This window comes from Actinomadura viridis (genome assembly GCF_015751755.1).
GTDB lineage: Bacteria > Actinomycetota > Actinomycetes > Streptosporangiales > Streptosporangiaceae > Spirillospora > Spirillospora viridis.
This window is the reverse complement of sequence record NZ_JADOUA010000001.1, coordinates 3,273,678-3,298,339: the sequence shown is the minus strand read 5'-3', so window position 1 is coordinate 3,298,339 and position 24,662 is coordinate 3,273,678. Positions and strand designations below refer to the sequence as shown.

Sequence of the window (24,662 nt, the reverse complement as noted above, 5' to 3'; positions counted from 1 at the left end):
CGTGAAAACCGACCCCCAGGAGCCGGCCCGGACCGGCGACAAGCCGGTCACCGTGCTGGCCAAGAGTCTCGGTGTCGGCCAGTTGAAGACCGACTGTGACTCAACGCTTCGGGAAGACGAGGGGGCGGGTGGTGGCGGGCGTGTCCGTCTTGCATACGGTGCCGTCGGCGGGATGGGTGCCGTGGATGAGGGCGGCGTCAACTGCGCCATTGATACACGTGTTGGCGCCGTAGGAGCCGTGTCCGACTCCTTCACGTGTGACCAGGACCGCGGAGTCCAGGGTTCGGATCATGTTCTCGGCCCAGTGGTGGGGGGTGACGGGGTCCAGGCGGCCTGCGACCACCAGTGCCGGCGGCGTACCAACGCCTGTGAGCGGCTTGGTGACGCGGTCCTTGTTCGGCGCGGGCCACCGAGCGCAGTTCAGGGCAGAGTAGGCGGCCCGGGTGCCGATCCGCCTGGCCTCAGTAACGGCCTTGTTGGCTGCGGCCTTGTGCGCGGCGATGCCGGCCGGGGTCTGCCAGTCGACGCAGCGTACGGCGGTGTGGGCTTCGAACATCGTGGTGGGGACAGGGAAGGGGGATACCGTGACGCTGTTCCACAGGGTGTACAGGGGTGCGCCGTTGCCGTCTTGTGCGGCCAGCAGCGCCGAGGTCAGCAATGGCCAGGTGTTCTGGTCGCCGGCCAGGGCTCGGGTGGCCTCAAGGGCCATGGCGCCGTCGAGTTCGCCGCCGGGGGTGGCGCCCTTGGCGGGTGCGATCTCTAGCGGCTTCGCTTCCAGCGTGTCGATCAGTGTGTCGAACGCCGCCTGCGGGTCTCCCGCTCCGAACGGGCACACTGCGGTCCCTTCGGTGCGGCAGGTCTCGAACCAGGCGTTGAGCGTCCGTTCGCTTGCCACGGCGACGTCGTTGAGGAAGGTGAGGGAGTTGCCGAACCATAGGTTGGTGTCGACGGGTGCGTCGAGCACCATCTGGCGGACGCGGTGAGGGAACAGGGTGGCGTACATTGGGCCGACCACGGTGCCGTAGGACAAGCCGTAATAGGTGACCTTGTCCTCGCCGAGCGCGGAGCGAACCTGGTCGATGTCGCGGGCCACGTTGTCGGTGGACAGGCTGGCCAGGAACTCTTTGCTCTGCTGTTTGACGCAGCCGCCGGTGAACGCGGCGGCATCGGTCAGCAGCCGCGGTAGGGGTTTGCCTCCGGGGACGGCCGGGTCGAAGGCGGTGCCGGCGGCGTCGGCTCGCTGCTTGTCGGTCAGGCAGCGAACAGCCTGCGATCCGCCGACGCCGCGCGGGTCCATCGCGATGATGTCGAACCTGGCGAGCAGCGCGGGCGAGAAGGCGCCAGGAGTGCCAGCTGTTTTGGGCAGATTACGCAGTGTTTCGGTGGCGGGAACCCCGGGCCCGCCCGGGTTGAAGATCAGGCTGCCGATGCGGTGGTCGGGATCAGTGGCCCGGTGCCGCATGACCGCGAGCGGGATCTGCACGCCATCGGGCTCGGTGTATTCCTGCGGCACCTTGATCGTGGCACATTCGAGGTTCTTCCCGCACGTGCTCCAAGTGAGCGGGTCCGGGGAGGGGGCCGAGGCCGACGTGCCCACCGCGGACGAGCTGCGCACCCCCGAGGCACCAGAGGAACACCCGGTCAGGGCCATGAGGGCTGCGGCGAACGCCGCCCCGTACCGGGCGGCGGGCCTTGGCCTCGACTGGATCATGATGATCTCCCTTTCGCCGTACTCATGTCATTTCCATGCAGCCGGGCCATGCCGGTCGCGCAAGAAGCCAGCCGAAGAGGGCTGACGTGGCCGTGCCTTCCTCACTTCGAAGGGGTCAGTGACCGGCCGTGTCGAGCAGAGAGGAGTACCGCAGGCGGAGCGCGCGCTCCATGCTCGCCAGAACGGCCCCGCCCCCCAGTACGAGGTTCAGCCAGATCGGCAGGTGTATCGGCGATTCGAACGTTCCGACCCGCTGTGTGACGGAAGGAATGTGAGAGACGGGTTCAGCGAGCTGCAACAGGTTCAGGCCCACACCGATGACCAGCAGCGACACCGATCCGATCCCGATCGCCCGGCTCAGTCCCGGATGGCGGGCACCGAAGCGCGCCCGCCGTCCCTCCGCCGAGGCCGGGTCGGGCGTGAGCTGCCGCGGCTGTCCGCCCAGGGGGCGGTAGTGGCAGCGCCTGATGCCGTAGCTGCTCATCGCCACCTCGATGACACCCCCGTCGACAGGGAAGATCGCGGGCAGTTTCGACTCGGCCACATGCCTGCCGTCCAGGAACAGATGCGCTCGGATCTTGCCGTTGTCCAACCTCGCCCAGTGTCGTACGTCGACGGCGTGCAGGCGGGCGTGCCCGTCGGCACCGGGAAGCCGTATCCAGAACAGGGAGCGCAGGGGGAGCTGCCACCAGCGGAACCGCTGTAGTTCCCTGCCGTCTCCCGGCTTGAGGCGCTTCGATGCCGCCCACTGCTTCCACGCCATGGTCCGCCCACCCTTCGCACATCAGCCGCACCATCACTAGTACAGCGTGTTAGAGGGAACGCTAGCACACTGTGCTAGTACGGCGTGCTAGTACAGTAAAGGGGGCTGGGAGAAGCGAAGGAGAGCGGGGCATGGACACACGCGAGAAGATCCTCCAGGCCGCTGCAGAGATGATCGCCGAGGACATGGCGGCGAAGCTGAGCGTGCGAGCGGTCGCCGCGCGCGCGGGAGTGAGCACCGGCTCGCTGAGGTTCCACTTCCCCACCCAGCGCGCCCTGCAGGACAGCCTGCTCGCGCGGATCTACGACGACCTGCTGCCCGGCGACCCGATCCGGGACCGGACGCTGCCGCCCCGCGAACGGCTGCTCAACTGCCTGCGGCAGGTTCTCGCACCGCTCGGTACCAACGAAGACGCGCGAACCGCATGGGGCACGATGTATCGGACCTTCATCGAACCCGAGCCGACCGAACCGGTACGCACCGCATACCTCGGCCATGAGCGGGAGGCGGAGCGCCGGGTCGAACACTGGCTGACCGTGCTCGCCGAGGAAGGCGCACTGCCCCCGGGAGACCACACCCGCAACGTCAGATTCCTTCTCACCGTCCTCAACGGACTCTCGGTCGAACGCGCACTGCCCACCCGCGAATCCGTCCTCATCGCCGAGACCGAGACCCTCAACGCCGCCGTCGACCACGTCCTCTCCACCGGCCCCGCACCACCCGCCGGACCGACTCGGCCATGAACCCAACCAACCCCCCTCTGCACCGGTTCCACCCGACGCTTAGGGGGCGAGAGCACAACGAGACGTGCACCCCTGTGCAGACGGGGTGGTCGGCGGCGACCGGCTCGATGAGCACGTTGCCGGCCATGGAGTCCACGACGACCGCAGTGACCAGCACGGCCAGCAGCAGGTCGAGGATGTCGGCGATGACGCTGCGTCACCAGCCGGCGCTCCACGGCGGCAAGCTGCTCGCTGAGCCGGGCGATCTGCCCGCGCAGGCGGGCTGCTTCCTCGCGGCCGGCGGCCTGCCGTGTGTCGATCCGGGCCAGGAGCTCACGCATGCGCCGCCCCGCGGGCCTGGCTCCCGGAATTTGGGTCCAGCGCCTTGACCCCGACGTCGTTGAAGTCGTGGATCACACGCGCACGTATTCCGGTGAGCAGTCCAGCGGATGCGCGATCTCGGGCACCCGAACGTTTCTGGACGCGGCACTAGCCGCGACGGCCCTGGACGAGGTCCAGGGCCATCTCGGCCATCAGGTCGGCCAACTCGTCCAGCGACAACCGGCCGGCAGGGTGGTACCAGGTGCTGACGCTGTTGCACATCGCGAGGAGCGAGAGGCGGGTGACCGAGAGGTCGCGCAGCTGGAACTGGCCCGCCTCCACGCCGGCCTGCAGCACCTCGTTCCAGATGAGCTCGAACGCGGCGCGCAGGTCGCGGACGGGCGTCCAGCTCCCGTCGGCGTCCGTCCTCGGCATCTCGCGGGCGCTGGTGTTCCACAGTTCGGCGCCCGTCCCCTGCTCGCGGACGTGCGCCCGGACGAGGTTGGCCAGCCTGGCGGTCGGGTCGGCGTCGAGGTCCGCGGCCTCCTTGGCGACCGCCACCGCGCGCTGGAGCGCGTCCTCGGTGACCGCGATGAGCAGCGCCTCCTTGTTGGAGTAGTAGTGGTACAGCGCGCCGATCGTCATGTCGGCCCCGGTCGCGATCTCGCGGATGCCGACCGCGGCGTAGCCCTTCTCGGTGAACAGCGCGCCCGCCGATCGCAGGATGCGTTCTCGGGTGCCGGGCTCGGAATCCGTGCGCTGGTTTCGCGGCACTACTGGGTGTCCTTCCTGATGCGTGCGTCGCCGGGACGGAGATCGATGGTCTCCAGATCGTCGCGGTCGCGGAGGAGGCGCTTGGCGACGCGCTCCGACGGGGTGCGAGGGAGCGCGTCGATGAGGCTGACGAAACGCGGCACCTTGTGCCGGGCGAGATGGCGGCCCGCGTGTTCGGCGAGCGCGCCCGCCTCCGGGCGCGTGCCGGGAACGGGCTCGACCACGGCCCAGACCTCCTCGCCCCGGATCGGATCGGCGTACGGCAGGACCGCCGCGTCCTGGACGAGCGGATGCGTGCGCAGCACCCGCTCCACCTCCTCGGTCGAGATGTTCTCGCCCGCCCGCCGGACGATCTCCTTCTCGCGGCGGACGAAGCGGAACCGTCCGCCGCGCCGTTCCATGATGTCGCCCGACCGGTACCAGCCGTCGCTGGTGAAAGCGGCGGCGGTGGCCTCGGGGTTGCGCAGGTATCCGTCGATGACCAGGCGACCGCGGACGAGGAGCTGGCCGGTGCCGTCGCCCTGAAGTTCCGCGCCGCGCTCGTCCACCATCCGGATCTCCTGGCCGGGAACGATACCGCCGAGCCACCCCTCGCCCGGGGTGGACGGGGAATCCGGCGTCTGCGCGAGGACGACATTCGCCTCCGCCGACCCGTACACCTCCAGCCAGCGCAGCCCGAAGCGCTCCTCCAGCGGCCGGTGCAGGGCGCGCGGTATGCCGATGCTCCACGCGGCGACCGCGCGGTGATCACGATCGGACGGTCCGGGCGGGGCGTTGAGGAGCATCGCCGGCATGGAGCCGATCGTCCAGAACTTGGTGACCGCGCGGTCCGCGACGTTGCGCATGAACGTTTGCGACCGGAACCTGGACAGCAGGACGAAGCAGGCGCCGCTCTGCAGGCAGGCCAGGAACAGCATCAGGGGGTCGCCGTAGTAGCAGGGCTGCGCGCTGAGCAGGCGGTCGCGGGGGTCGAGCGCCAGGACGGAGCGCAGCACCGACGCGGCGTCCAGCCACTTGCCCTGCGTCTTGCTGATGATCTTCGGCAGGCCCGTCGATCCCGACGTCAGCCCGTACCAGACGGGGTGTTCGCGCATCGGTGTGCTCTCGGCCGCAGGCGCCGTGCCGGCAGCGGCCGGCACGGCGCCCTCGATATCGACGATCCGGACGCCGTGTTCGGCCAGCAGCGCCGCGTGGACGTCGGCGAAATGAGGGAGCGCGACGAGGTGGCTCGGGCGGGCAGGCTCCGCGAGCGCCTCGAACTCGGCGGGCTGGAATCCGGGGTTCAGCGGCAGGATGGTGGCTCCCAGCGCCGCCGCCGCGAGGATGAGGACGTAGGACCGGGCGCGGTTGTCCAGCGCCATGCCGACGACCGCCCCCTCCGTGACGCCGGCGTCCGCGAGCGTGCCCGTCAGGGCGCCGACCCGGGCCGCGAGCTCGGCACGGGTCAGCGTCTCGTCGCCTTCGACCTCCAGGGCCGGGGCGCCGGGGCGGGTCCGCGCGGCCCAGGCGAGCAGGCCGGCGAACCCGGACTCGGCGGCCGGTGGCAGCTCCGGCGCGGCCGGGACCCGCGCGGGGAGGGTCTCCTGTTCGGTCATCGGGACAACACCACCCAATCGATCTCGGTGAGGGCCCGGCCGTCGTCGGCCGAGCGGGTGTCCAGGACGATGCGGGAGACCTGGTCGCCCGGCCTCGTCCGGCTCCTGCGGGACGTCTGCGAGCGCAGCACGCAGTGGACGGTCTCGCCGGTCACCGGCATGCTCGCGAACCGCCAGCGCATCCAACGGTTGAGCACCTGGCCGGAGGGGGCGTCGCCGAACAGCCGGTCGCGGCCCATCAGTCCGGAGGTCACGAGGATCAGCAGCGGCCACGGCACCGGACCGCTCCCGCCGTCCCTCCCGTCCTCTCCCCCGTCGCCGATCCAGTCGGCGAAGAGTTCGAGGTCGGCCGCCGTGATCGTCCAGCCGCGGCTCCGGGCGCCGTCCGGCCTGCCGGCGGGCGCCGGAGGATCTCCGGGCGCCGGGAGATCCGCGGGCGCGGCGCGCAGGACGCCGGTGCCGGTGGTCACACCGTCCACGGACGTCGCGACGGTCAGGTCGCCGCCCGTGCGGGACGCGTCCACCCGGACCTTCTCGCCCTCCCGGACCGGCCCCGCGAAGTCCCATTCGAGGCAGGCCGGTGGCGCACCGAGGTCGGCTCCGTCCAGCCGGGCGACGGCGAGGGTCATCGTCGCGATTCCGGACATGATGCGCCCGCCGAAGTCGGAGGCCGCCGCGACGAGGCGGTTCGTGTGCAGCTCGTCGCCGGTGCCCTCCCAGACCGCGGGGATCAGGAAGTCCCGTTCACGGGTGGTGAAGTACACGGGGTCCAGTTCCTCGGTCAACGCGTCACCGCCGAGCACGCGCCGAGCGCGATGTGCAGGGTGACCCGCTCGCCCGTCGGCGACCCTGATCCGGCCGCCTCCGGCAGGTGCGCGGTGATCGTCGTCGTGTCGTCCAGGCGCAGGAGGAGCCGGACGGTGTCGCCGAGGTACACCCTGTCCTCGATCCGCGCGGGCAGTTCGACCGAGCCGCCTTCGCCCGGACCGCCGTCGGCGGACGGTGTCAGACCGATCGCCGTGCGGGGCACGGCCACGGCGAGATCCGCGTCCGCGGGCGGCTCACCCTCGGCGGGGATCTCGGCGACCCGGTCCCGCAGCCGGACCCGGATCCGCCCGCTCGGGGACGCTCCGGGCTCCCGCTCGCACGGCAGGATGTTGGCGTCGGAGATCAGCCTGGCGACGTACGCGGTCCGGGGCCGCCGGAAGAGCGAGGCGGGGGTGCCCGCCGCGTCGATCCGGCCGTGCCGCAGCACCACGATGCGGTCGGACAGCGACAGCGCCTCGTCCCGGTCGTGGGTCACGTACACCATGCCGGCGCCCGTCGCGCGGTGCACGGCCCGGATCTCGTCCTGCAGATCGAGACGCAGCGCCCGATCGAGCGCGGACAGCGGCTCGTCCATCAGCAGCAGTCCCGGTTCGGCGGCGAGCGCGCGGGCGAGTGCGACGCGCTGCTGCTGTCCGCCGGACAACTGGGCCGGGTAGCGCCGCGCGTAAGGGGCCATCCGGACCAGGTCGAGCAGTTCGGCGACCCGCCGTCGCCGGGCGTCCCGGCCCCACTTGCGGCGCCGCAGGCCGTACTCGACGTTGCGGGCGACGGTCTGGTACGGGAACAGCGCGTACTGCTGGAACACCATGCCGAGGTCGCGGCGCGCCGGCGGCAGCCCGGTGACGTTGCGGCCGCCGATGTGGACGGTGCCCTCGTCCGGCGTCTCGAACCCGGCGACCAGCTTGAGGGCGGTGCTCTTGCCCGAGCCGCTCTCCCCGAGCAGGGAGACGAACTCGCCGGGCGCCAGCTCCAGCGTCAGGTCGTCGGCGGCGACGACGTCCCCGTACCGCTTGGTGACGCCGGCGAGCCGCAGCCGCGGCGGCTCGCCGGCCGCCGTCCCGGCCCGCCCGCCGGTGATCGTGTCAGGACTGGTCATCGGTCTTCGTCCTTCTCTCGTTCCGGTTCCGGAGCGCCTGCCGGAGCCGGCCGGCCGTCCCCGCGAACGACATCAGCAGCCCGGTCGCGATGATGAGCAGCGCCGACACCGCGGTGATCGCGGGATCGACACCGGTGCTGACCGAGTCGAGGATGACCTTGGGCAGCGTCGCGGTCCGGGGTCCGGTCAGGAAGCTCGCCAGGGTCGCCTCGTCAAAGCTGGTCACGAAGGCCAGCACCCCGGCGGCCACCAGCCCCGGCACGATCAGCCGCAGCGTCACCCCGGTCCAGGCGCGGGCCCGGGACGCACCCAGCGACATCGCGGCCAGCTCGTACTCGCGCGGCACGGCGTCCATCGCGGGTTCGAGCGCGAGCAGCACCACCGGCAGGCTGACCGCGACATGGGCCAGCAGCACCGCCGGGAGGGTGTCGACCAGGGCGAAGCCGGCGAACATCCCGTACAGCGCCACGGCGTAGGCGACGCCGGGCGTCACCATCGGCAGGACGACGGCGACGCGCAGCCCCTTCCCGCCCGGCACCCGCGCCCGGCTCAGGCCGAGGACCAGCGGGGCCGCCACCAGCAGCGTGACGGCCGCCGTCCCCGCGGCGACGAGCAGCGAGCGCCAGGTCGCGGCGCCCAGGTCGGCGGAGTGCAGCAGCGTTTCGTACTGCCGCAGCCCGAACGACGATGGCGGCCATTCGATGTACGAGGACGCGGAGAACGACGTGCCGACCACGACCAGCGTGGGCAGCAGCATGAACGCCACGATGCCGAGCACCACCGCCCCGTACAGGGCGCGTCCCGTCCAGGCCGCGGCCCGGCGGCCCACCGCCGCGCTCATCGGCGGGCCTCCCCGCGCACCCGGCTCTGTGGCAGGAACCGGGTCGCGAACCGGCTGAGCCCGAACACCGCCAGCGCCGTCAGCATCAGCAGCAGCGCGTACGACTTCGCGCCGACGAGGTCGAAGTACTCGAAGATCTGCTCGTGGACCCGCGCCGCGACGAACGGCGACCCCACCCCGCCGAGCACGATGGGCGTCACGTAGAACCCGATCGAGATGACGAACACCAGCGTCCCCGCCGACAGGAGCGCCGGCGCCGTCGCCGGCAGCATGACGTCGCGCAGGGCGCGCAGCCGGCCCGCCCCGAGCGTCTCCGCCGCCTGCAGCTGCTCGGCCCGCACGTTGCGGACGCTCGGGTAGAGCACCAGCACGGCGTACGGAAGCATCGCGTACAGCATCCCGACCAGGACGGCGCCCTCGGTGTAGAGGAGGTCGCCCTGAGCGCTCAGCAGCCCCGCCGACCGCAGCGCCTTTGTGACCGGTCCCTGCTGTTGCAGCAGCAGGACGAACGCGTAGTTCTTGACCACGACGCTCATCCAGAACGGCGCGAGCACCGACGCCCACAGCGAGGCCCGCACGACACGGCTGCGGGACCAGGCGAGCGTGTAGGCGACGAACAGCCCGAGCGCGACGCTCGCCACCGCGACCAGAGCGCTGACACGCAGCGTCCGCTGCAGCGCCGCGCGCTCAGCCGCGCTGCGCAGCGGATCGAGTATCCCGCCCAGCCCGACGGTGCTCACGACGTCCCAGGTCAGCCGGCCGATCGGGTAGGCGACGACCGCGAGCACGGTCAGGAAGGCCGGCAGCCCGAGGAGCAGTCCGGCGCCCCACCCGGAAGAGCGGACCTGCCGGAACGGGCGCGGCAGCGAAATCGAGGCCGTCATGGTCACCTCCTTGTGTCAGCCCGCGATGAAGTCGCGCCAGCGAGGCTCGACCTCGCGCTGGTTGTCGGCCCACCATGTGGGGTCGATGCGCACCTGGTTCTTGGCGTTGGCCGGGTCGGACGGCATCCACGCGCGCACCCCCGGCTTCAACAGGGCGCCCACGCCAGGGCTGGAGGTGCCGTAGCCGAGCGCGTTGACGAGGTTCGCCTGCGCGTCCGGGTGCGTCGCATACCACTTCAGGTACTTCAGCCCGCCGTCGGTGTTGGGCCCGTTCTTGACCACGACCGTGTAGGACGGGTTCACGAGTGAACCGTCCCAGCTGGTCTTCAGCTTGACGCCCTCGTCGGCCAGCGACTTGGCGCGCCCGCTCCACATGAACGCGATGCCGACCTCGCCGCTGCGCATCAGCTGCATCTGCTGGTCGCCGCTCGTGGTCCAGACGTTGACCGCGGGCTTGATCCGATCGAGGCTGCGGAGCGCCCGGTCGACGTCGATGGGGAATACCTTGCCGACCGGAACACCGTCCGCGATAAGAGCGGACGCCATGGACTGGTACGGATTGTCGATCATCGCGCGGCGGCCCGGAAAATTCTTGACGTCCCAGAATTCAGCCGGATTGGCGGGGCATTTCTGCACGACCTTCATATTGCAGGTGATGACGACACCGGTGTCGCCCATCGACACCCCGTACGGCTGCACCGAGCCCGGCACGGAGACCTTCGTCAGCTGGGCGGTCAGGTCCGCGGGAAGCTTCTCCAGCAGACCCTTCCGGGACAGCAGCACCGCGCTGGAACCTTCGAGCGCCTCGATGACGTCCCAGCTCACCCGGCCACTCTGCGCTTGGGCCTGCAGCTTGGCGGCGAACCCGCCGCCCGCCGGATCGGACCGCACGGCGAGGCCGCCGTCGGCCGTGAACGGCTTCCAGAACGACGTCTCGGTGGCGTTCTTCACCGCCCCACCGAAATTAGCGATCACGACCTGCTTCGAGTCGCCCGCCCCCGAGGCCGCCCCGTCTCCGCACGCCGAAGCGGCCAGGACGACGGCGGCGGCACAGAACACGCGTACCATGTGACCCACGTCATCACCTCCAATGAGAGGTGAACATATCGATCGTTCAATTTGTTGTCTAGAGCCCATCCAGAATCAACATCGCGAGCACCCCGCAGTCAGCCACCCGTCAGGCCGCACAGCCCCGTGGAGTACGAAGAACCCGCCCCACCCGCAAGCCCGGGAACGATCACCCGGTCAGGACGCCCGACCGGCTGGTCGACGCCTGCGCGGAGGCGGGCATCGCCTCCCTTCCACGGCCGGGCACAGGTGGTGCCTGTGGACGAGAGTCTGCGGTGGGTGTGCAGGGCCGAAACGGTGGTGTGGTCCAGTGCGATGACGCGGGCGCTCGAGGCGGTCTTGGGTGGGCAGGCGGTCAGATGCCCCCGGTGCTGCTGGATCTGCTGCGAGATCACCGCGACGCCTTGCTCCAGTTCCACATCGCACCACCGCAGCCCCGCTGCCTCCCCGCGCCGCAGTCCGCGCAATGCGATCAGCTGGAGGCGCGTAGAGCCGGTGGTCGCCGATGGCGTCGAGGAACTCGGCCGTCTGCACGGCCGTCCACACCGTGACCGGCGCACGCTCGCCTGTCCGCTGCCAGTGCTCGACCCGGGCCGCGGTCCACACCACCGCCCGTGGACGCCGGGCAAGCTGCTATTCCATCCGGGCCGCTGGGTTGTCCGAGGCCGGCCCTCGGCGGAGGGCGGCGTTGAGGGCGGTACGCAGCGTCGCCCGGATCCGGTTCAGGGTGGCCGCCGCCAACGGCGTACCCCGGGCCTGATGCTCGCGGGCGATGCGCGCGAACATCGCCTGCAGGTGCGAGACCGACAGCTCGGCCAGCACCACCATGCCCACGTAAAGGGCCAGGTAGAGACGAACGTGGCTCGCGTATCCGCTGATGGTGGACGCCGCACCCGTTCGGGTGGCCAGCCAGTGTGTGAACCACTCCCCCACCGTGACCAGCCCCCACCTCGAACCAGACGGAGCCCTGAGCTGGACCAGGGCCTTGCTGCGCCTGCGGAAGGAGGTCGACGGCGCGGTGCCGGGACCGTGGTGCACGTCGTTGCCACCGCTCCACAACCCCACCTGACCTGCCCGCCTGGTGCCACATGACCGGCCACCACTACCTCGGCCCCGTCCCCGGCTACAAACGACTGGTGTATGCCCTTCAACTGGCCGTCGACGCGCTGCCCACACGGGCCGACGCGCCAGGCTGTCAGTTACCGCCAAACCGCCGTGCGCCAGCGGAGGCCGGGGGACAAGTGTTTGAGGTAGCGGGCGTCAGTCACCGTGAAGGTGATGTCGGCGTACGGGCGTTCGTCGAACGGCCGGGCGCAGATCAGCTCCCATGCCATGCTGTCGAGGTGCAGATCCACCTCTTCCTCCTCGAATTCCTCTTGCGCCAGTTCCTCATCGGTCAGCGGATCCCCGGCGTTGAACTGGATGACCTCGCTGGCCATGGGAACGTTTCGTAGCGGGCTGACCTTGTAGCTGGCGACGATCGAAGAGGCATGGCGGACAAAGACCTCCTCCAGGCCGTCCACAGCCACGGTGAAGTATTCGGAGATCTCGTCGCGTCCCATCCGCCTCCCGGGCACATCGCCCGCATGCTGGCGCGGTTCGAGCAGGGTTCGACCGTCGTATGAAAGGAGGTGGCCGTCCGCGTTGACGCGTATCGTTCGCCGCTGTCGGATCATCGCCTCCATCTGGGGACGCTGCGCGGTGACGATGGGGTCCTCCTCGCCGACCTCCGCGCGACTGGGCGCCTCGATGTCCGCTGGGAACCAGGTCTCGAAGATCAATCCCACGGGGAAGGTCCGGCCTTCGGGCACGTATGGGGCGTCGGGGTTGATGATGTGGACTCGCCCGCGGAGGGTGGCGCCTTCCACGGTATCGACGGAGACGGTGTACAGATCGGTCATGGGGACACATCTCTCTGGTGATCGTTCTGGTGGGGGAACTTAGAGGATGCTTCTTGCCGCGAGCGACCGGATTGGGCCCGGTCAGCGTGTCCCCTTCTCGCGCGGACGGCGGCGGCGTCCACGATCGCCGACGCCCAGTCCACCTGGCCTCGTGCCCCGACCCTTCGACGGCCTTGAGGGTGGTCGCCGCGATCAGGCCGGCCCGCGCGGGCGTGGGTGCCAGGACTTCAGGCGGTCTCACTCGATAGCTCGCACGAGGCCCTGGTGACCAGGCGGGGTCGGCGAAGAGCAGTCGGCCGAGCCGGACCACGAGGTCGGAGGCGTCGGGGGCCGTGTCGCCGGCGGGTTGCCCGTAGTTACTGGTGAGGGTGGCCAGCCACCGCGAGATGGTTTGCCATCTCGCGGCGGCGGCCCCGCTCTCCCCGGCTGCCGCACGGACTTCACCGAACCCGGTGGGCTTCAACGTGGCTGGCGCGGTGCGGGAACCGGGCCCCCAAGAGGTCAGCCTCCAGAAAGCCCGCCTCGCGGCTGCCAGGTGGGAGAAGGCGAGTCGGAGCAAGTCCGCTGCCGGCGCTCCTGATACCGATGGGCGACGTTCACCATCAACGGCAAGCCGCCAACCAGCCATGGTGATCACCCAGCCTGGCGGAGTTTTAGTGGTCGTCCCAGGATCCCTGGGGCGGTGCGCCCGTCAGCGGAGTGGTGTCGAGGTACCTGGGCTCGAGAACGCGCTCGGTGAACTTCCAGCCGTCCGGGGTGCGCTGGTAGCGGTCGTGGAACAGGCCGTACATGACGACCGACCTGCCGTCGCGCTGGCGACCGATCTCGAAGACGTAATCCCGGCCGGTCGCGGTGTCGCCATCGATCTGAATCGTGCCCGAGTGCGAGTTCTGCACCCAGAACTCCCACGCACGCTGAAGCCGTTCGATCCCGACGCGGATATTCTTCCGCCCGACGAGTTCGACGTTGGCGAAGGGGAGCCGCCACACCGCGTCCTCGGTGAACAACGACGCGAAGCGGTCGTAGTCGCCGAGCATGGGCGCGTCGAAGTGCTCGCCGCGCAGCGCCTCGATCTGGACGCGGTCGGCGATGGCCTCAAAGTCACTCATCTGTTTCCTCCATGATGTCGCTGAGTGCTCTTCTCAGTGGTACGACTACACGGCCCCTCGGAATGTGAGTTGGCATGCCACCCACCACATCGCCTGCGCCCTTTGTCCGCGATCACCGTGGGGTGGCGGCCACCGTCGGAGGCAGGACTGATGCGTTCTCACATGGCGAGACCGAGGAGTTGGAGTGCGTGGTCGGGGCGGGTCCGGTAGTGGTCGCAGGGTTCGGCGTGGTTGGTCCAGCCCATGGGGTGGTGGAGGGCGATGGCGGCGTTGCTCAGGGCGGCCATGGCGCGGAGCGCTTGGCCGGTGCGGACGCGGGAGGCCTCTTCGGCCCAGGTCACGCCACGGATGTGGTGCAGGGCTTCCAGCCGCCGGTGGCCGCGGATGTGCCGGGCCAGTTCGGCGGGGCGGACGTCTTGGGCGTTCAGGCTGGTGATCGCGTACACGGTGGTGGTCGGGCCGGTCACCAGCCGTACGGACCGAAACGTCCCCAGCTGACGAACGCGGCGAGCACCAACAAGCTGGCGGTGACCGGCACTCCGGACGGCTCCTTACGACGGATGTGCATGGCCACCGCCAGGAGCATCAAGATCGCCAGCCCGGTCCCGGCGATCGGGGTCAGGACGGGGGCGATTCCGATCGCGGCCGGCACGATCAGTCCGATCGCTCCGAGCAGTTCCGTGACACCGATGAATCGCAGCGTTGCCAGAGAGACGTCCTTCGCCCAGGCATACTTGCCGGCCAGCTTGTTCTTCGGCTGCGTGAATTTCTCCAGGCCGGACATGACGAAGATGGCCGCTAAGAGCACCTGAACGATCCACAAGAACACGTTCATCAAAAGGTCTTTCCGGTTGGCGTGAAAAGCTTTTCACGGGCCTCTCAATGCTGGCGACTGCGAGCCATCGGAGACCACTCTCAGGCTCTCCGCCGCCAGGTCATGAGGGGCCTGCGGGGATCACTCCGAGCTGTCGCATCTGCGACAGGACGTCGACGACCCCCCAGGTCTCGGTGATCCGCCCGTCCTCGAATCGAACGATCATGATCTCCTTCCAGGTGACGGCCTTTCCGGTGGGCGGGATGCCCATGTACTCGCCCTGATGAGTTCCGCTCACGGTGTTCCTGGAGACGACCTTGTCCCCCTCGGCGATCACGTCCTCGATCGTGATGTGCAGGTCAGGAAAGGCGCCGAGGAGCTTGGTGAACACCTCTTTGATCGCCTCGACTCCCGTCGTTCCAATCGGCAAGGGAGTGCGGATCAGAACGTCCGGGGCGAAGACCTCGTCGAAGGTCGTGGAGATGAGGTCCGCATCACCGCTGTTGACCGCCTGGGTCCCGCGGTGGCACGTCGCCTTGTTGATTGCTGTCGGGCCTTCTGACATGTGTCTCTCCTCGGATCGCCATGAACTTTCAGTGGCGGCCACGACTCGCGGTGAGATCTGGCCGCCGGTGCGCGACGGCCCGTCCGGGCGGGTCTGGCCCGGATGACGGCCTGCCCCTCGAAGCTGATCGACACCTTGGCGCTGCCCACTGTGGGAACTCGTCCGTACGAGCGGTGCGGCACAGCCTGTGAACCGTTGCCGCCTCCGGTATCGACCCGGCGGTTCGGAAGCGCGACGGCCCCGGAACATGCGCTGCCGCGACCACTCGACCGGACGGCGGTTGGAACACTGCGGCGGACGGCACGTGGCGTTCCGCTGATCGAACAGGTCACGGATCCGCAGGTCTCCCCGCCCGCCCGCCAAGACCGGCCAATGCCACGAGCGTGGCATTGGTGCGGATGTCACCGACGTCGCCTCAGGTCCGGCCGTCCGCCGCCGACCACCACGGGATGGCCTGGACGCAGACGCCGGTCCGGCTCCGCAACTCGGGTGGCAGGCGGGAGAAGTAGTCGCTCATATCCAGGCGACGAACGAACACGCGCCCAGGGGACGACCCGGGTCAGAGAAGTTCGAGGCGACGGGTCAGGAACCTCCGCTCGGGGGGTGACGTGGCCAGGTCGAGCGCCCGGCGATACGCGGATCTGGCCTCCCCGTCGCGGCCGAGACGCCGCAGCAGCTCGCCCCGGGTCGAATGGAAGTAGAGGTAGCCGTCCAGGTCGAGGCCATCGACCGCGCGCAGTGCCGTGGCGGGATCGCCGGCCTGGGCGAGCGCCGCGGCGCGGTTGAGCTCGACCACCGGCGAGCCGGTGAGTTCAACCAGCCTCTGGTACATCGCGGCGACCTGCGTCCAATCGATCTGAGCTCGCGTCTGCAACGAGGCGATCGCGGCCTGGACGACGTAGAAGCCGCGCCCGCCCAAGGCGATCGCCCGATCGAGCGCGGCCCGCCCCGTCGCGATCTGGCGCTTGTCCCAGAGCGAACGGTCCTGATCCTCGAGCAGCACGAGATCGTCGCCGGAGAACCGGGCCTGCCGCCTGGCCTGGTGGATCATCATCAGGGCGAGCAGTCCATGTGCCTCCGGCTCGTCCGGCATGAGCGCGGCGAGCACTCCTCCGAGGTGGATGGCTTCGTCGCCGAGGTCGATCCGACCGCTGTAGCCCTCGTTGTAGATCAGGTAGATGACGGCCAGCACGGCATCGAGCCGGTCCGCCAGCACGTGTGCACCGGGCACCGCGAACGGGATCCCGGTCGCCTTGATCTTGGCCTTGGCTCGGGACAGGCGGCGCTTCATGGTCTCTTCGGAGACGAGGAAAGCCCGTGCGATCTCGGCGGTCTCCAGGCCGCCCAGGGCCCGCAGCGTAAGCGCCACCTGCCCCTCCAGCGGCAGAGCCGGATGGCAGCAGGTGAAGATCAGCTCGAGTCGTTCGTCCTTGATCCCGCTCTCGTCGAGCTCGTCCATCGCAGCGGCCTCCGGCACCGTCAGCAGGGGGATCTTCTCGGCCAGGGTGCGTTCCCGGCGGATCCGGTCGATCGCCCTGTTGCGGGCCGTCGTCACCAGCCACGCACCCGGGTTGTCCGGCACGCCCGACACCGACCAGCGCTCCGCCGCGATCGCGAACGCCTCCTGCGCGGCGTCCTCTGCCTTGTCGAAATCACCCAGAAACCCGACCAGCGAGGCCAGTACCCGGCCCCATTCCTCCCTGAAGGTCTCCTCGAGCACGCTCACGGCCGGACCAACGGCCGTATCTCAACCGTGCCGCCGAGCCGGGCGGCGGGGATGCTCGCGGCCAGCTCGAGCGCCTCGTCCAGGTCGGCCGCCTCGATGAGGCCGATTCCGCCGAGCACCTCCTTGGTGTCCGCGAACGGACCGTCGGTCATCAGCGTCCGTCCCCCGACCACGCGCACACTGGTCGCCGTCTCGACCGACTGCAGTTGCGCGTGGACGACGCAGCGGCCGTCATCGGCCAGCGCACGATAGTCGGCGTTGACCACGTCACGGTCCGCAGCGGACAACCCGTCATGGGAGCCGGGCTCGACGTAGATCAACAGGGCGTACTGCATCGCAACCTCCAGGGCATTGGACTCTCACCCCTATGACGAACGAGCAGCCGCACATGGGACACCACCGATGCTCCGAATTCCGGCGCTCCCAGGGCTCGTCGCCAATTTGGTGCGGGTCCACCCGCTCCCCCGCCGCGGTCAGCATGTCGTTCCCGAGCCAACCGTCACTTCGCGGGAGGAAGCTCCCACCGGGTCTCGGTACGCAGCGCGAACGAGACGCCACACGAGGACGGCCGCGTCCATGGTGAGGACGCGCCGGCCGTCGGCGGTGGCCACCGTCCTGGAGGCTGAGCCGGGGCTCATGCCACCGTGGCCCCAGAACGAGCAGCCCTTCGTGAGCTTGAATTCTCGAATGCCGAGGCCGTATCCGTCGTCCGGGCCGCCGTGTCCCTTGCCCCCGTTGACGTGGACGGTGGTGGTCAGCGCTCGTTGCTGATGGGCAGAATCGCAGCCGCGGGGAGCCGGGGCATCACCCAAGCCCAACGGCCGCTCAGCCGAGGGCCGGATCCGCCGACCCGTCATCCCGACGTATCAGCTCGGTGACGTCCTCGCCCGCCAGGCGGCCCGGGAGGCGAAGGCGTCATGACCACGGACCCGCCGCGCTGCCCTGAAAGCGCCTTTATTCGGTTGAGTCGCCTTACCGAGCATGCTTGGCTTGTACCAACGCCCCTTCCGGTGCGAAGGCCACGGGTTACTTCTGTCGCAACAAGAAACAGATCCTGCGGCCCTCTCCGGCCTCGAAAGGGGTACAATTTCAGAGCGCGCCCGGTGCGCAGGCACGGGGTTACTTCCTCTTCCAAAGGAGAGACGCGGGTTCGAATCCCGCCGCCGGTTCTGGCCGGCGTCGACCAGCGGCCTAGGTCACTTAACCGTCACCTCAGCCGACTCTGATCTCGGGCGCGACCTCTGATGACAACTGAATACGCGTACCTCCCGGTGCGCAGGTGAACGGGTACTTCGAGGTTCGAATCCCCCGCCGCTAACCCCAGTAATAACCGATGCGGCGGGCATTCCCGTACACCGACTCGATCTCGGGAGGGAGCACATTCTTCGCGGGGTGCCCGGTGCGCAGGCAACGGATACTTCCTTGGTAATCCGCGGGTTGCGGGTTCGAATCCCGCCGCCGGCCCAATGGGCAGGCGTAGCTCAATCAGGTAGAGCAGCGGACGTGTCGGACCGTCGCCGACTCTGACCTCGGGCACCCACCGCGAAACCCCTCCAAGGCTCCCTCCACTGCTGGAAGGAGCCTTGCTCATGGCGAAGTTCAACCGCGGCACCGCGCGCCCGGCCGTCTCCAGCCCGGTGAAGACCGCGACGGCCCCGACCGGCCGCACCCACGAGGGCGCCCCCGGGCACGCCCGCGACGCCAAGTCCGAGCTCTTCCTCCTGGCCGTGGCGAACATGGTCGGCGAGAACTCCTTCTACGAGACCGCCGGCGACCGCGACAACCGTTTCCGTGACCTGATCCACCAGGCCGCCGTGGAGGACGTCGCGTGGATGACCGGCTTCCTGCCGTGGCTGCGCACCGAGGCGAACATGCGCTCCGCCTCCGTGGTCGGCGCGCTGGAGGCCGTCCGGGCCCGCCTGGTCGCAGGCGAGCAGGGCGGCAACCGCCAGCTCGTGAGGAGCGTCCTGCGGCGCGCCGACGAGCCCGGCGAGGCCCTCGCCTACTGGATCAGCACCCACGGCCGCGCGATCCCCAAGCCCGTCAAGCGCGGCATCGGCGACGCCGTGCTGCGCATGGGCACGGAGTTCAACTACGTGAAGTGGGGCAGCTCGGAGGGCCGCGGGTTCACCTTCGCCGACATCCTCAATCTCACCCACGCGGGCGACCGCAAGGGCAGCTCGCAGGCGGGCCGGTTCCAGGGCCCCTGGCAGCACGACCTGTTCGGGTACGCGGTCGAGCGCCGCCGCCGGGCCGACGCTCCGATCCCGGAGTCGCTGGAGATGCTGACCCGCCGAAGCGCGCTGCTGGCCATGCCGGTCGACGAGCGACGGCAGGTGCTGGAGGATCCCGAGACGCTGCGGCGCGCGGGCATCACCTGGGAGGCCCTCGCAGGCTGGCTCCAGGGCCCCATGGACGCCCGGGCGTGGGAGGCGATCATCCCGAGCATGGGCATCTTCGCGCTCGTCCGGAACCTGCGGAACTTCGACCAGGCGGACGTGAGCGACGAGGTGGCCGAGCGGGTCGCGGCCAAGCTGGCCGACCCCGACGTCATCGCGCGCTCGCGCATGTTCCCGTTCCGGTTCCTGGCGGCCCACAACGCGGCGCCGTCGGTGCGGTGGACGTGGGCTCTGGAAAAGGCGCTGAACCACTCGCTGGGCAACGTCCCGCGGCTGACCGGCCGCACGCTGGTCCTGGTCGACCGGTCCGGCTCCATGTTCGGCCGCGTCTCGAACAAGTCCGGTCTCAACCGCGCCGACAGCGCGGCGATCTTCGGCGCAGCCCTGGCGATGCGCGCGGTCTCGGCCGACCTGGTGGAGTTCGGCACCGGCCACCGGCCCGTCGACGTCCGCCGCGGCGAGTCGCTGCTGCGGGTGCTGGAGCGGTTCACCTCGATGGGCGGCACCAACACCGCCGAGGCCGTCCGGGCCAGCTACCGCGGCCACGACCGCGTCGTGATCGTCACCGACGAACAGGCGGGGGGCGGCTACCACGGAACCGACCCGACCGCGCAGGTGCCGGCCACCGTGCCCGTCTACACCTGGAACCTGGCCGGCTACCAGTACGGCCACGGCCCGTCCGGAGAGCGCAACCGGCACGCCTTCGGCGGCCTGTCGGACGCCGCTTTTAGACTGATCGACTTGATCGAGATGAGAAAGTCTGCCTGCTGGCCATGGGAGCGAAACGACGGCACGACTTCGATGAACTGAGCCTATGACTGACCGCGTGTTCAATTGACGGATGTGATCGCCCACACAAGGCGCGCGGTTGGTGCGGCACGCACCACCGTCGGTGGGCACAGCACGGTGATCCCCTTCATACTGAGTACGAGTGGACGCGGGAGGGGACACCGTGCCGCCACCCGTACTGCGAACGACCCCGACATGGCGGCGGGCGCGGAATTGTCACCTTCACTATCAACGGCTACGTAGAGGCAAGAACGGACTGGAGGGATACAAGCCTCGCGGGAACCTGCAGAACGGATGCCGCATCTTCTGGGTCAACGGGAAGCGCGTGCCCGAACACCGCCTGGTGATGGAGGGGATTCTCGGCAGGCGGCTGATCCCCCGCATCGAGAACGAGCATCACAAGAACGGAGTCCGCGATGACAACCGGCCTGAGAATCTTGAGCTTCGGTCATCGGTGCAGCCGAAGGGGCAGCGGGTAAGCGATCTTCTGGCGTTCGCCCGCGAGATCACTGAGCAGTATGGGGACGTACCTGATGCCGCCCTGTGACAAGGCGCAAGGGTCGCGTTCCCGCTGATCCCGCTCCTGGAGGCGGGGAAGGACGCGGCCTGGCCGTGGCTGTGAGGATCGGCCCGGTCCACATCATGGACCGGGCCCATCTCCGCTCATCGATCGAGTCGATCGCCGAGCCTCCCGCAGCTCCCGAACCCCTGACGCCCCACCTGATTCCGGTACAGGTGGGGCGTGACGGAGGCGGCCCCGGTTCGCGGCGGCCTTGCCGAGGGCGGCCAGTCTTCCGGGATGCGGCCGGTTCAAGAGTGCCCCGCTGACCAGGAGACCCTGCACCATGGTCGAAGGGCGGCGTCAGGTCGTCGGGTCGGATTCGGTTCGGGCAGCTCCGATCTTGGGCGCCATCCATGCCATCCAGCCGAGATGGACGCCGACCGCGATCACCGCCACCCAGAAAGACCATGTCGCCGCACCGAAGAGCACCAGGACGATGGCGAACAACAGGGGAAGGTTTCCCCAGGACCAGAGCAGTGCCATCATCTGTCCCGGTGGTATTCGGTGAACCTTCTTGCGATAGATCAAGAAGGTCAACGCACTCGATGAGGGGACCGCTACAAAGACCAGGGCGGCCGCCCAGCTGTGGTCGGGCATGCCTGCGGCCACGCGGTGAATACCCGGAGCCATGATCAGTAGCGGCAAGAAGGCCAACACTGAGGACAGCACCGGCCGCCGCAGCCAGATGTCGAATAAAAAGTTGCCAGAGTTGGTATCCATCATGACCGCTGCTCCTCCAGAGGCTGGTTTTTCGCTTAGGTTGGAGTGTCGACGAGAGTTCAGTCGTTCTGTGCCGCACGCATGGCCTTGCCGGTGGCGGCGGCGTAGTTGGGAGGGACGCCCTGGAGCAGGTCCCTTTGATGTGGTTGGCCCGCATGGGCAGGATCGCCTGGTAGGTCTCCGAGGCATGCCAGGACCCTGCCTTGTCCATATCGGGGAACTCGATCACGACGTAACTCCCCGCCAGTGGGCCTCAAGCACCTCCGGTCCGGTTCCGTGGACGAGAAAGCGGCCGCCGAACGGGTCCAGGCTCTCTTGGATCCGTTCGAAGTAGGTGAACACCTCGTCATGTAACGGCGGCCGTGGGTGCAGGTGGGCGAGGGCATAGGCGCTCTTCTTCACCTCCGTGGCGGTTCTTATCCGCCCCAGGGTGGATGCCCGTGGCCCCGTCCGGCCGCTACGCGCACACTCGGAACAAGGTGATGAGCGGCCCCGCGATTTCAGGGCTCCGGCGGGCCCGATTTCCTACGGCGGCTCGACGGGAGCCAGACGCAGCCGCTTCAAATTGAGAGGCATGCCGGCCAGTCTACCCCGAGTGCTTCGAATAGAGAAGCGCTGATCGAACAGGGGCCGGGTTACTCGCCGTTTCCACACAGCTACGGAGTCGCCACGACCAACGTGGCGCCACCCAAAAGGGACACTCGGCCACGACGTCGGCCAGTTGGGACCCGCGTGCTCCTTAAGGTGGGTTGCCCAGCGGTCCGCCCAATGACTGAGGCGCAGGAACTCCTCGGCGAGGTCTTCGCCGTCCGCGGTCAGGACGTAGCCGCGTTCCGCTCGTTGGACGATGCCCGCCTCGGTCAATTCACCAAGCCTCTGGGACAGCACGCTGGACGAGACACGTCGCAGTGCAGCCAAGCCCGGCTCTTACCCCCTCCCGCCGATCCATAATAGCCAGCTCCCGCGGCTCCGATGATGGAGGATTTATATTCAGTCAGTTCTTTCACAGGATTCGATGGGTAGCATTTTGGCATCCAGATGAGTTGGTGCATGCATAGTCCTGTGGCGTCACCATGAGTAACAGGATTGTTGCCCGCGTACGTATAGCCATTCGTCTGTTGGAAGCCATCGATGTCTATGACGGGGGTCCATGGACATAAAAGGCCGGTTGTCGGCGTGGTCGGCGGCGACGTGCGGTGGGAGGCGCACTTTCCCGACGGGCCCTTTCCCGAGGACTGGGCGGCTCAGGGACGACGAGAAGGAGCGCCACGACGTCCGGAGTCGCTGGAGGAGGACCTCCCGGAGCCGCTGCTGTGGGGGCGTTCTCCAGCGGGGAGACCTTCTGGTGGCTGCCCCTGGACGACGATCCCGCCGAGTGGTTCGTCGCACGCGAGCGCCGAAGAACTGGGCGTGCCGGGACTTCCATCCGCGTCTACACCGACCGTGGCCCCTGGCACGTCCGCCGCGTGATCAGCGCGACCGGCACCTGGTGGCGCCCCTACCTGCCGTACTCCCCCGGCCGCGACCTCTACCTGGGGCGACAGCTGCACACCGTCAGCTACCGCGGCTCCGAGCCTTTCCACGGCCGGCGGGGCGTCATCGTAGGCGGGAGCAACTCCGCGCGGCGGGCCTTTGGGACGCCCGGAACGGTGGCGTGATCGCTCCGGTGGGCCGGCACTCGGCCAGGTAGCGGTGGTCGCCGGGCGCGCGGGGCCGGCCGCCCTCGGCCCGGCGGTTCGCCGCGGCAGATGCCGGTGGGCGTGGCCGTACCGGACGTCACTCTCATTGACGCAGGTAACAGGCATGTGTTATCGATTACACATTCCTCATGGGAGGGCGAAGGAGAGAGCGATGCAGCGAAGCGAGACGGCCCCGTTCGCGCCCGGCCGGGTGCGCCGGACGGGCCGGTGGCAGCGGGCTCGACGTGGCGTGGCCGTCGCGGCCGCGGTGGCGGCCGGGGTGGCGGGATGCGGCGGCGGGGGCACGGGGGGCGGGCAGGCGCGGACGACCCTCACGATCGCGACGCCGGGCTTTCCGCCGAGCCTCGATCCCGCGACCGGCGCCAACGAGAACAGCGACCACTTCAACCTGGCCTACGACCCGCTCATCGTCCAGGCACCGGACGGGTCGTTCACGCCGGGCCTCGCCGAACGGTGGTCGTACGGACCGCGCAACGAGAGCTTCACGATCACCCTCCGCTCCGGGGTGAGGTTCAGCGACGGGACACCGTTGGACGCCGAGGCCGTCAAGCAGTGGATCGACCACGCGCTGACGCTCCCGGGCGGGCGCGCGACGACGTACCTGAAGTCCCTGCGCTCGGTCGACGTCGACGACCCGAGGACCGTCCGGCTGAACTTCAGCCGCCCCACCCCGCTTCTGGAACTCACCTTCAGCCAGATCCTGGGCATGGGGTTGATAGGAAGCCCCGCCGCCGTCAAGTCCGGCACGCTCTCCACGATGACCGCGGGCACCGGCCCGTACATGCTCGACCCCAGCGCCACGGTCGCCCGTGACCACTACACCTACGTCCCGAACCCGCACCACTACGACAAGGCCAGGGTGCGGTGGAAGAAGATCGTCATCAAGACGATGGCGAGTCCCACGGCCGCGCTCCAGGCGCTCCGGACGGGCCAGGTGCAGGTCGCCAAGGACCAGCCTGTGGCCAGCCTCGACCCTGCACGCAAGGCGGGGCTGAAGCACGTCGAACCGCTCACGCTCCTGCTCGGTCTCTCTCTGATGGACCGCGACGGCAAGGTGGCGCGTCCGCTGGCGGACGTGCGCGTCCGGCAGGCGATCAACCACGCCATCGACCGGAAGGCGCTGGCCGCCGTGGTCGGCGCCGGCCACGGCAGGGCGACCGCCCAGATGGCGGCGCCCGGCGACGACAGCTACGACGAAGCGCTGGATCGGAACTACCCGTACGACGTCGCGAAGGCGAAGGGCCTGCTGGCGGAGGCGGGCTACGGCGGAGGCTTCGAGCTGCGGACCGTCTCGGTGGCGGCCGTCGGACAGGACCGGCTCGCCCAGGCGCTCGCGGGTCAGCTGGAGAAGGTCGGCATCCGGCTCAAGCTGGACGTGAAGGCCAACGTCTCCGACTACATGAAGGACCTGTCCAGCGGAACGTACCCGGCCGGGACGCTCAGTTTCGGCCGGCTCCCCGCTGCGATCCTCTATCAGATGCTCTGGGGCCCCGACGCGGCTCTGTTCAATCCGTACAAGACGTCGAACGAGAGGCTCGCGGCGCTCAACCGCGAGCTCGCCGCGGCCTCGTCCGAGAAGGTGCCGGGCATCGCGCGGCGGATGCAGGCCGAGACGGTCGCCCAGGCATGGTTCGCGCCGGTGGTGGCCACGCCGCTGGTGGTACTCCACCGTTCGGAGGTGACGGGCGTCGACGCCACGCCCGAGCGCAACGTGATCAACGCCGCGGAGATCAGGCCGGCCTCATGACGGGTTCGACGACACGATCCCTGACGA

Annotated in this window: 27 protein-coding genes and 1 tRNA gene; 6 read left to right on the top strand and 22 right to left on the bottom strand. The window is 69.2% G+C overall.

Going from position 1 to position 24,662, the window contains the following annotated elements:
- Nucleotides 1–100 precede the first annotated feature (100 nt).
- Entirely contained in the window at nt 101–1,711 is a 1,611-nt protein-coding gene (locus IW256_RS14835; RefSeq protein ID WP_197011536.1) for an alpha/beta hydrolase, read from the bottom strand.
- A gap of 115 nt (nt 1,712–1,826) precedes the next feature.
- A complete protein-coding gene (locus IW256_RS14830; protein ID WP_197011535.1) occupies nt 1,827–2,474 on the bottom strand; it encodes a hypothetical protein in 648 nt (215 codons plus the stop codon).
- A gap of 131 nt (nt 2,475–2,605) precedes the next feature.
- Here IW256_RS14830 and IW256_RS14825 point away from each other — a divergent pair, with 131 nt between their 5' ends.
- The gene (locus tag IW256_RS14825) at nt 2,606–3,217 is read left to right on the top strand and encodes a TetR/AcrR family transcriptional regulator (protein ID WP_197011534.1); all 612 of its coding nucleotides are present in this window, start codon (nt 2,606–2,608) and stop codon (nt 3,215–3,217) included.
- 468 nt (nt 3,218–3,685) lie between these two features.
- On the opposite strand, the gene IW256_RS14820 is transcribed toward IW256_RS14825, so the two are convergent.
- The 17 genes from IW256_RS14820 to IW256_RS14745 form a co-directional block, all read right to left on the bottom strand.
- Nucleotides 3,686–4,291, bottom strand: coding sequence for a TetR/AcrR family transcriptional regulator (locus tag IW256_RS14820; RefSeq protein WP_197011533.1), 606 nt, complete (start codon nt 4,289–4,291; stop codon nt 3,686–3,688).
- Nucleotides 4,291–5,886 carry a class I adenylate-forming enzyme family protein gene (locus IW256_RS14815; RefSeq protein WP_197011532.1) on the bottom strand — a complete coding sequence of 532 codons (1,596 nt, stop codon included), beginning with the start codon at nt 5,884–5,886 and terminating at the stop codon, nt 4,291–4,293. Before IW256_RS14815 ends, IW256_RS14820 begins: the two co-directional genes overlap by 1 nt.
- On the bottom strand, nt 5,883–6,671 hold the full coding sequence (locus IW256_RS14810) for a MaoC family dehydratase (RefSeq protein ID WP_197011531.1): 789 nt from the start codon (nt 6,669–6,671) through the stop codon (nt 5,883–5,885). The genes IW256_RS14815 and IW256_RS14810 overlap by 4 nt, the downstream gene beginning before the upstream one ends.
- The gene (locus IW256_RS14805) at nt 6,668–7,810 is read right to left on the bottom strand and encodes an ABC transporter ATP-binding protein (RefSeq protein ID WP_197011530.1); all 1,143 of its coding nucleotides are present in this window, start codon (nt 7,808–7,810) and stop codon (nt 6,668–6,670) included. Before IW256_RS14805 ends, IW256_RS14810 begins: the two co-directional genes overlap by 4 nt.
- Nucleotides 7,797–8,651, bottom strand: a complete 855-nt coding sequence (locus IW256_RS14800) for an ABC transporter permease (RefSeq protein WP_197011529.1) — start codon at nt 8,649–8,651, stop codon at nt 7,797–7,799. The genes IW256_RS14805 and IW256_RS14800 overlap by 14 nt, the downstream gene beginning before the upstream one ends.
- Entirely contained in the window at nt 8,648–9,535 is an 888-nt protein-coding gene (locus IW256_RS14795) for an ABC transporter permease (protein WP_197011528.1), read from the bottom strand. Before IW256_RS14795 ends, IW256_RS14800 begins: the two co-directional genes overlap by 4 nt.
- Before the next feature lie 15 nt (nt 9,536–9,550).
- Complete coding sequence (locus tag IW256_RS14790) at nt 9,551–10,603, bottom strand: ABC transporter substrate-binding protein (protein WP_231404773.1); 1,053 nt, start codon at nt 10,601–10,603, stop codon at nt 9,551–9,553.
- Between the two features lie 98 nt (nt 10,604–10,701).
- A complete protein-coding gene (locus IW256_RS14785; RefSeq protein WP_197011526.1) occupies nt 10,702–11,022 on the bottom strand; it encodes a site-specific integrase in 321 nt (106 codons plus the stop codon).
- A gap of 214 nt (nt 11,023–11,236) precedes the next feature.
- The gene (locus tag IW256_RS14780) at nt 11,237–11,641 is read right to left on the bottom strand and encodes a site-specific integrase (RefSeq protein WP_197011525.1); all 405 of its coding nucleotides are present in this window, start codon (nt 11,639–11,641) and stop codon (nt 11,237–11,239) included.
- 161 nt (nt 11,642–11,802) lie between these two features.
- Nucleotides 11,803–12,504, bottom strand: a complete 702-nt coding sequence (locus tag IW256_RS14775; RefSeq protein ID WP_197011524.1) for a hypothetical protein — start codon at nt 12,502–12,504, stop codon at nt 11,803–11,805.
- 653 nt (nt 12,505–13,157) lie between these two features.
- On the bottom strand, nt 13,158–13,613 hold the full coding sequence (locus tag IW256_RS14770) for a nuclear transport factor 2 family protein (protein ID WP_197011523.1): 456 nt from the start codon (nt 13,611–13,613) through the stop codon (nt 13,158–13,160).
- A 158-nt stretch (nt 13,614–13,771) separates the two neighbouring features.
- On the bottom strand, nt 13,772–14,080 hold the full coding sequence (locus tag IW256_RS14765; RefSeq protein ID WP_197011522.1) for a hypothetical protein: 309 nt from the start codon (nt 14,078–14,080) through the stop codon (nt 13,772–13,774).
- On the bottom strand, nt 14,077–14,448 hold the full coding sequence (locus IW256_RS14760; RefSeq protein WP_197011521.1) for a DoxX family protein: 372 nt from the start codon (nt 14,446–14,448) through the stop codon (nt 14,077–14,079). Before IW256_RS14760 ends, IW256_RS14765 begins: the two co-directional genes overlap by 4 nt.
- Before the next feature lie 100 nt (nt 14,449–14,548).
- The gene (locus IW256_RS14755) at nt 14,549–14,992 is read right to left on the bottom strand and encodes an ester cyclase (RefSeq protein ID WP_197011520.1); all 444 of its coding nucleotides are present in this window, start codon (nt 14,990–14,992) and stop codon (nt 14,549–14,551) included.
- A gap of 415 nt (nt 14,993–15,407) precedes the next feature.
- Nucleotides 15,408–15,530, bottom strand: a complete 123-nt coding sequence (locus tag IW256_RS42215; protein WP_269217930.1) for a hypothetical protein — start codon at nt 15,528–15,530, stop codon at nt 15,408–15,410.
- Between the two features lie 21 nt (nt 15,531–15,551).
- A complete protein-coding gene (locus IW256_RS14750) occupies nt 15,552–16,718 on the bottom strand; it encodes an RNA polymerase sigma factor (RefSeq protein WP_197011519.1) in 1,167 nt (388 codons plus the stop codon).
- Entirely contained in the window at nt 16,715–17,053 is a 339-nt protein-coding gene (locus IW256_RS14745; protein WP_197011518.1) for a YciI family protein, read from the bottom strand. The genes IW256_RS14750 and IW256_RS14745 overlap by 4 nt, the downstream gene beginning before the upstream one ends.
- Nucleotides 17,054–17,817: 764 nt before the next feature.
- On the opposite strand from IW256_RS14745, the gene IW256_RS14740 reads away from it, so the two are divergent.
- The 3 genes from IW256_RS14740 to IW256_RS14730 all read left to right on the top strand — a co-directional run bounded on the left by IW256_RS14740 (nt 17,818) and on the right by IW256_RS14730 (nt 20,453).
- Nucleotides 17,818–17,887, top strand: a tRNA-OTHER gene (locus IW256_RS14740).
- Between the two features lie 420 nt (nt 17,888–18,307).
- On the top strand, nt 18,308–19,927 hold the full coding sequence (locus tag IW256_RS14735; protein ID WP_197011517.1) for a TROVE domain-containing protein: 1,620 nt from the start codon (nt 18,308–18,310) through the stop codon (nt 19,925–19,927).
- Nucleotides 19,928–20,231: 304 nt separating this feature from the next.
- Nucleotides 20,232–20,453 (top strand): HNH endonuclease, encoded by a 222-nt coding sequence (locus tag IW256_RS14730; RefSeq protein ID WP_197011516.1) that lies wholly within the window; start codon nt 20,232–20,234, stop codon nt 20,451–20,453.
- Nucleotides 20,454–20,768: 315 nt separating this feature from the next.
- On the opposite strand, the gene IW256_RS14725 is transcribed toward IW256_RS14730, so the two are convergent.
- The 3 genes from IW256_RS14725 to IW256_RS43075 all read right to left on the bottom strand — a co-directional run bounded on the left by IW256_RS14725 (nt 20,769) and on the right by IW256_RS43075 (nt 22,106).
- Nucleotides 20,769–21,191, bottom strand: a complete 423-nt coding sequence (locus IW256_RS14725) for a hypothetical protein (protein ID WP_197011515.1) — start codon at nt 21,189–21,191, stop codon at nt 20,769–20,771.
- A gap of 222 nt (nt 21,192–21,413) precedes the next feature.
- Nucleotides 21,414–21,530, bottom strand: coding sequence for a DUF1330 domain-containing protein (locus IW256_RS42710; protein ID WP_307829396.1), 117 nt, complete (start codon nt 21,528–21,530; stop codon nt 21,414–21,416).
- 183 nt (nt 21,531–21,713) lie between these two features.
- A complete protein-coding gene (locus tag IW256_RS43075) occupies nt 21,714–22,106 on the bottom strand; it encodes a winged helix-turn-helix transcriptional regulator (protein ID WP_197011514.1) in 393 nt (130 codons plus the stop codon).
- Nucleotides 22,107–22,501: 395 nt separating this feature from the next.
- Between IW256_RS43075 and IW256_RS14710 the strand changes: the two genes are divergently transcribed.
- The gene (locus tag IW256_RS14710; protein WP_197011513.1) at nt 22,502–22,846 is read left to right on the top strand and encodes an NAD(P)-binding domain-containing protein; all 345 of its coding nucleotides are present in this window, start codon (nt 22,502–22,504) and stop codon (nt 22,844–22,846) included.
- Between the two features lie 193 nt (nt 22,847–23,039).
- The gene (locus IW256_RS14705) at nt 23,040–24,635 is read left to right on the top strand and encodes an ABC transporter substrate-binding protein (RefSeq protein ID WP_197011512.1); all 1,596 of its coding nucleotides are present in this window, start codon (nt 23,040–23,042) and stop codon (nt 24,633–24,635) included.
- The last annotated feature ends 27 nt before the right edge of the window (nt 24,636–24,662 follow it).

What these genes read in the sequence shown, in the direction of transcription:
- IW256_RS14770 (WP_197011523.1), bottom strand. Translation starts at nt 13,613, where the DNA reads ATGAGTGACTTTGAGGCCATCGCCGACCGCGTCCAGATCGAGGCGCTG.
- IW256_RS14805 (WP_197011530.1), bottom strand. Translation starts at nt 7,810, where the DNA reads ATGACCAGTCCTGACACGATCACCGGCGGGCGGGCCGGGACGGCGGCC.
- IW256_RS14825 (WP_197011534.1), top strand. Translation starts at nt 2,606, where the DNA reads ATGGACACACGCGAGAAGATCCTCCAGGCCGCTGCAGAGATGATCGCC.
- IW256_RS14800 (WP_197011529.1), bottom strand. Translation starts at nt 8,651, where the DNA reads ATGAGCGCGGCGGTGGGCCGCCGGGCCGCGGCCTGGACGGGACGCGCC.
- IW256_RS14790 (WP_231404773.1), bottom strand. Translation starts at nt 10,603, where the DNA reads ATGGTACGCGTGTTCTGTGCCGCCGCCGTCGTCCTGGCCGCTTCGGCG.
- IW256_RS14735 (WP_197011517.1), top strand. Translation starts at nt 18,308, where the DNA reads ATGGCGAAGTTCAACCGCGGCACCGCGCGCCCGGCCGTCTCCAGCCCG.
- IW256_RS14830 (WP_197011535.1), bottom strand. Translation starts at nt 2,474, where the DNA reads ATGGCGTGGAAGCAGTGGGCGGCATCGAAGCGCCTCAAGCCGGGAGAC.
- IW256_RS14815 (WP_197011532.1), bottom strand. Translation starts at nt 5,886, where the DNA reads ATGACCGAACAGGAGACCCTCCCCGCGCGGGTCCCGGCCGCGCCGGAG.
- IW256_RS14835 (WP_197011536.1), bottom strand. Translation starts at nt 1,711, where the DNA reads ATGATCCAGTCGAGGCCAAGGCCCGCCGCCCGGTACGGGGCGGCGTTC.
- IW256_RS14745 (WP_197011518.1), bottom strand. Translation starts at nt 17,053, where the DNA reads ATGCAGTACGCCCTGTTGATCTACGTCGAGCCCGGCTCCCATGACGGG.
- IW256_RS14775 (WP_197011524.1), bottom strand. Translation starts at nt 12,504, where the DNA reads ATGACCGATCTGTACACCGTCTCCGTCGATACCGTGGAAGGCGCCACC.
- IW256_RS14795 (WP_197011528.1), bottom strand. Translation starts at nt 9,535, where the DNA reads ATGACGGCCTCGATTTCGCTGCCGCGCCCGTTCCGGCAGGTCCGCTCT.
- IW256_RS14705 (WP_197011512.1), top strand. Translation starts at nt 23,040, where the DNA reads ATGCAGCGAAGCGAGACGGCCCCGTTCGCGCCCGGCCGGGTGCGCCGG.
- IW256_RS14760 (WP_197011521.1), bottom strand. Translation starts at nt 14,448, where the DNA reads ATGAACGTGTTCTTGTGGATCGTTCAGGTGCTCTTAGCGGCCATCTTC.
- IW256_RS14755 (WP_197011520.1), bottom strand. Translation starts at nt 14,992, where the DNA reads ATGTCAGAAGGCCCGACAGCAATCAACAAGGCGACGTGCCACCGCGGG.
- IW256_RS14725 (WP_197011515.1), bottom strand. Translation starts at nt 21,191, where the DNA reads ATGATGGATACCAACTCTGGCAACTTTTTATTCGACATCTGGCTGCGG.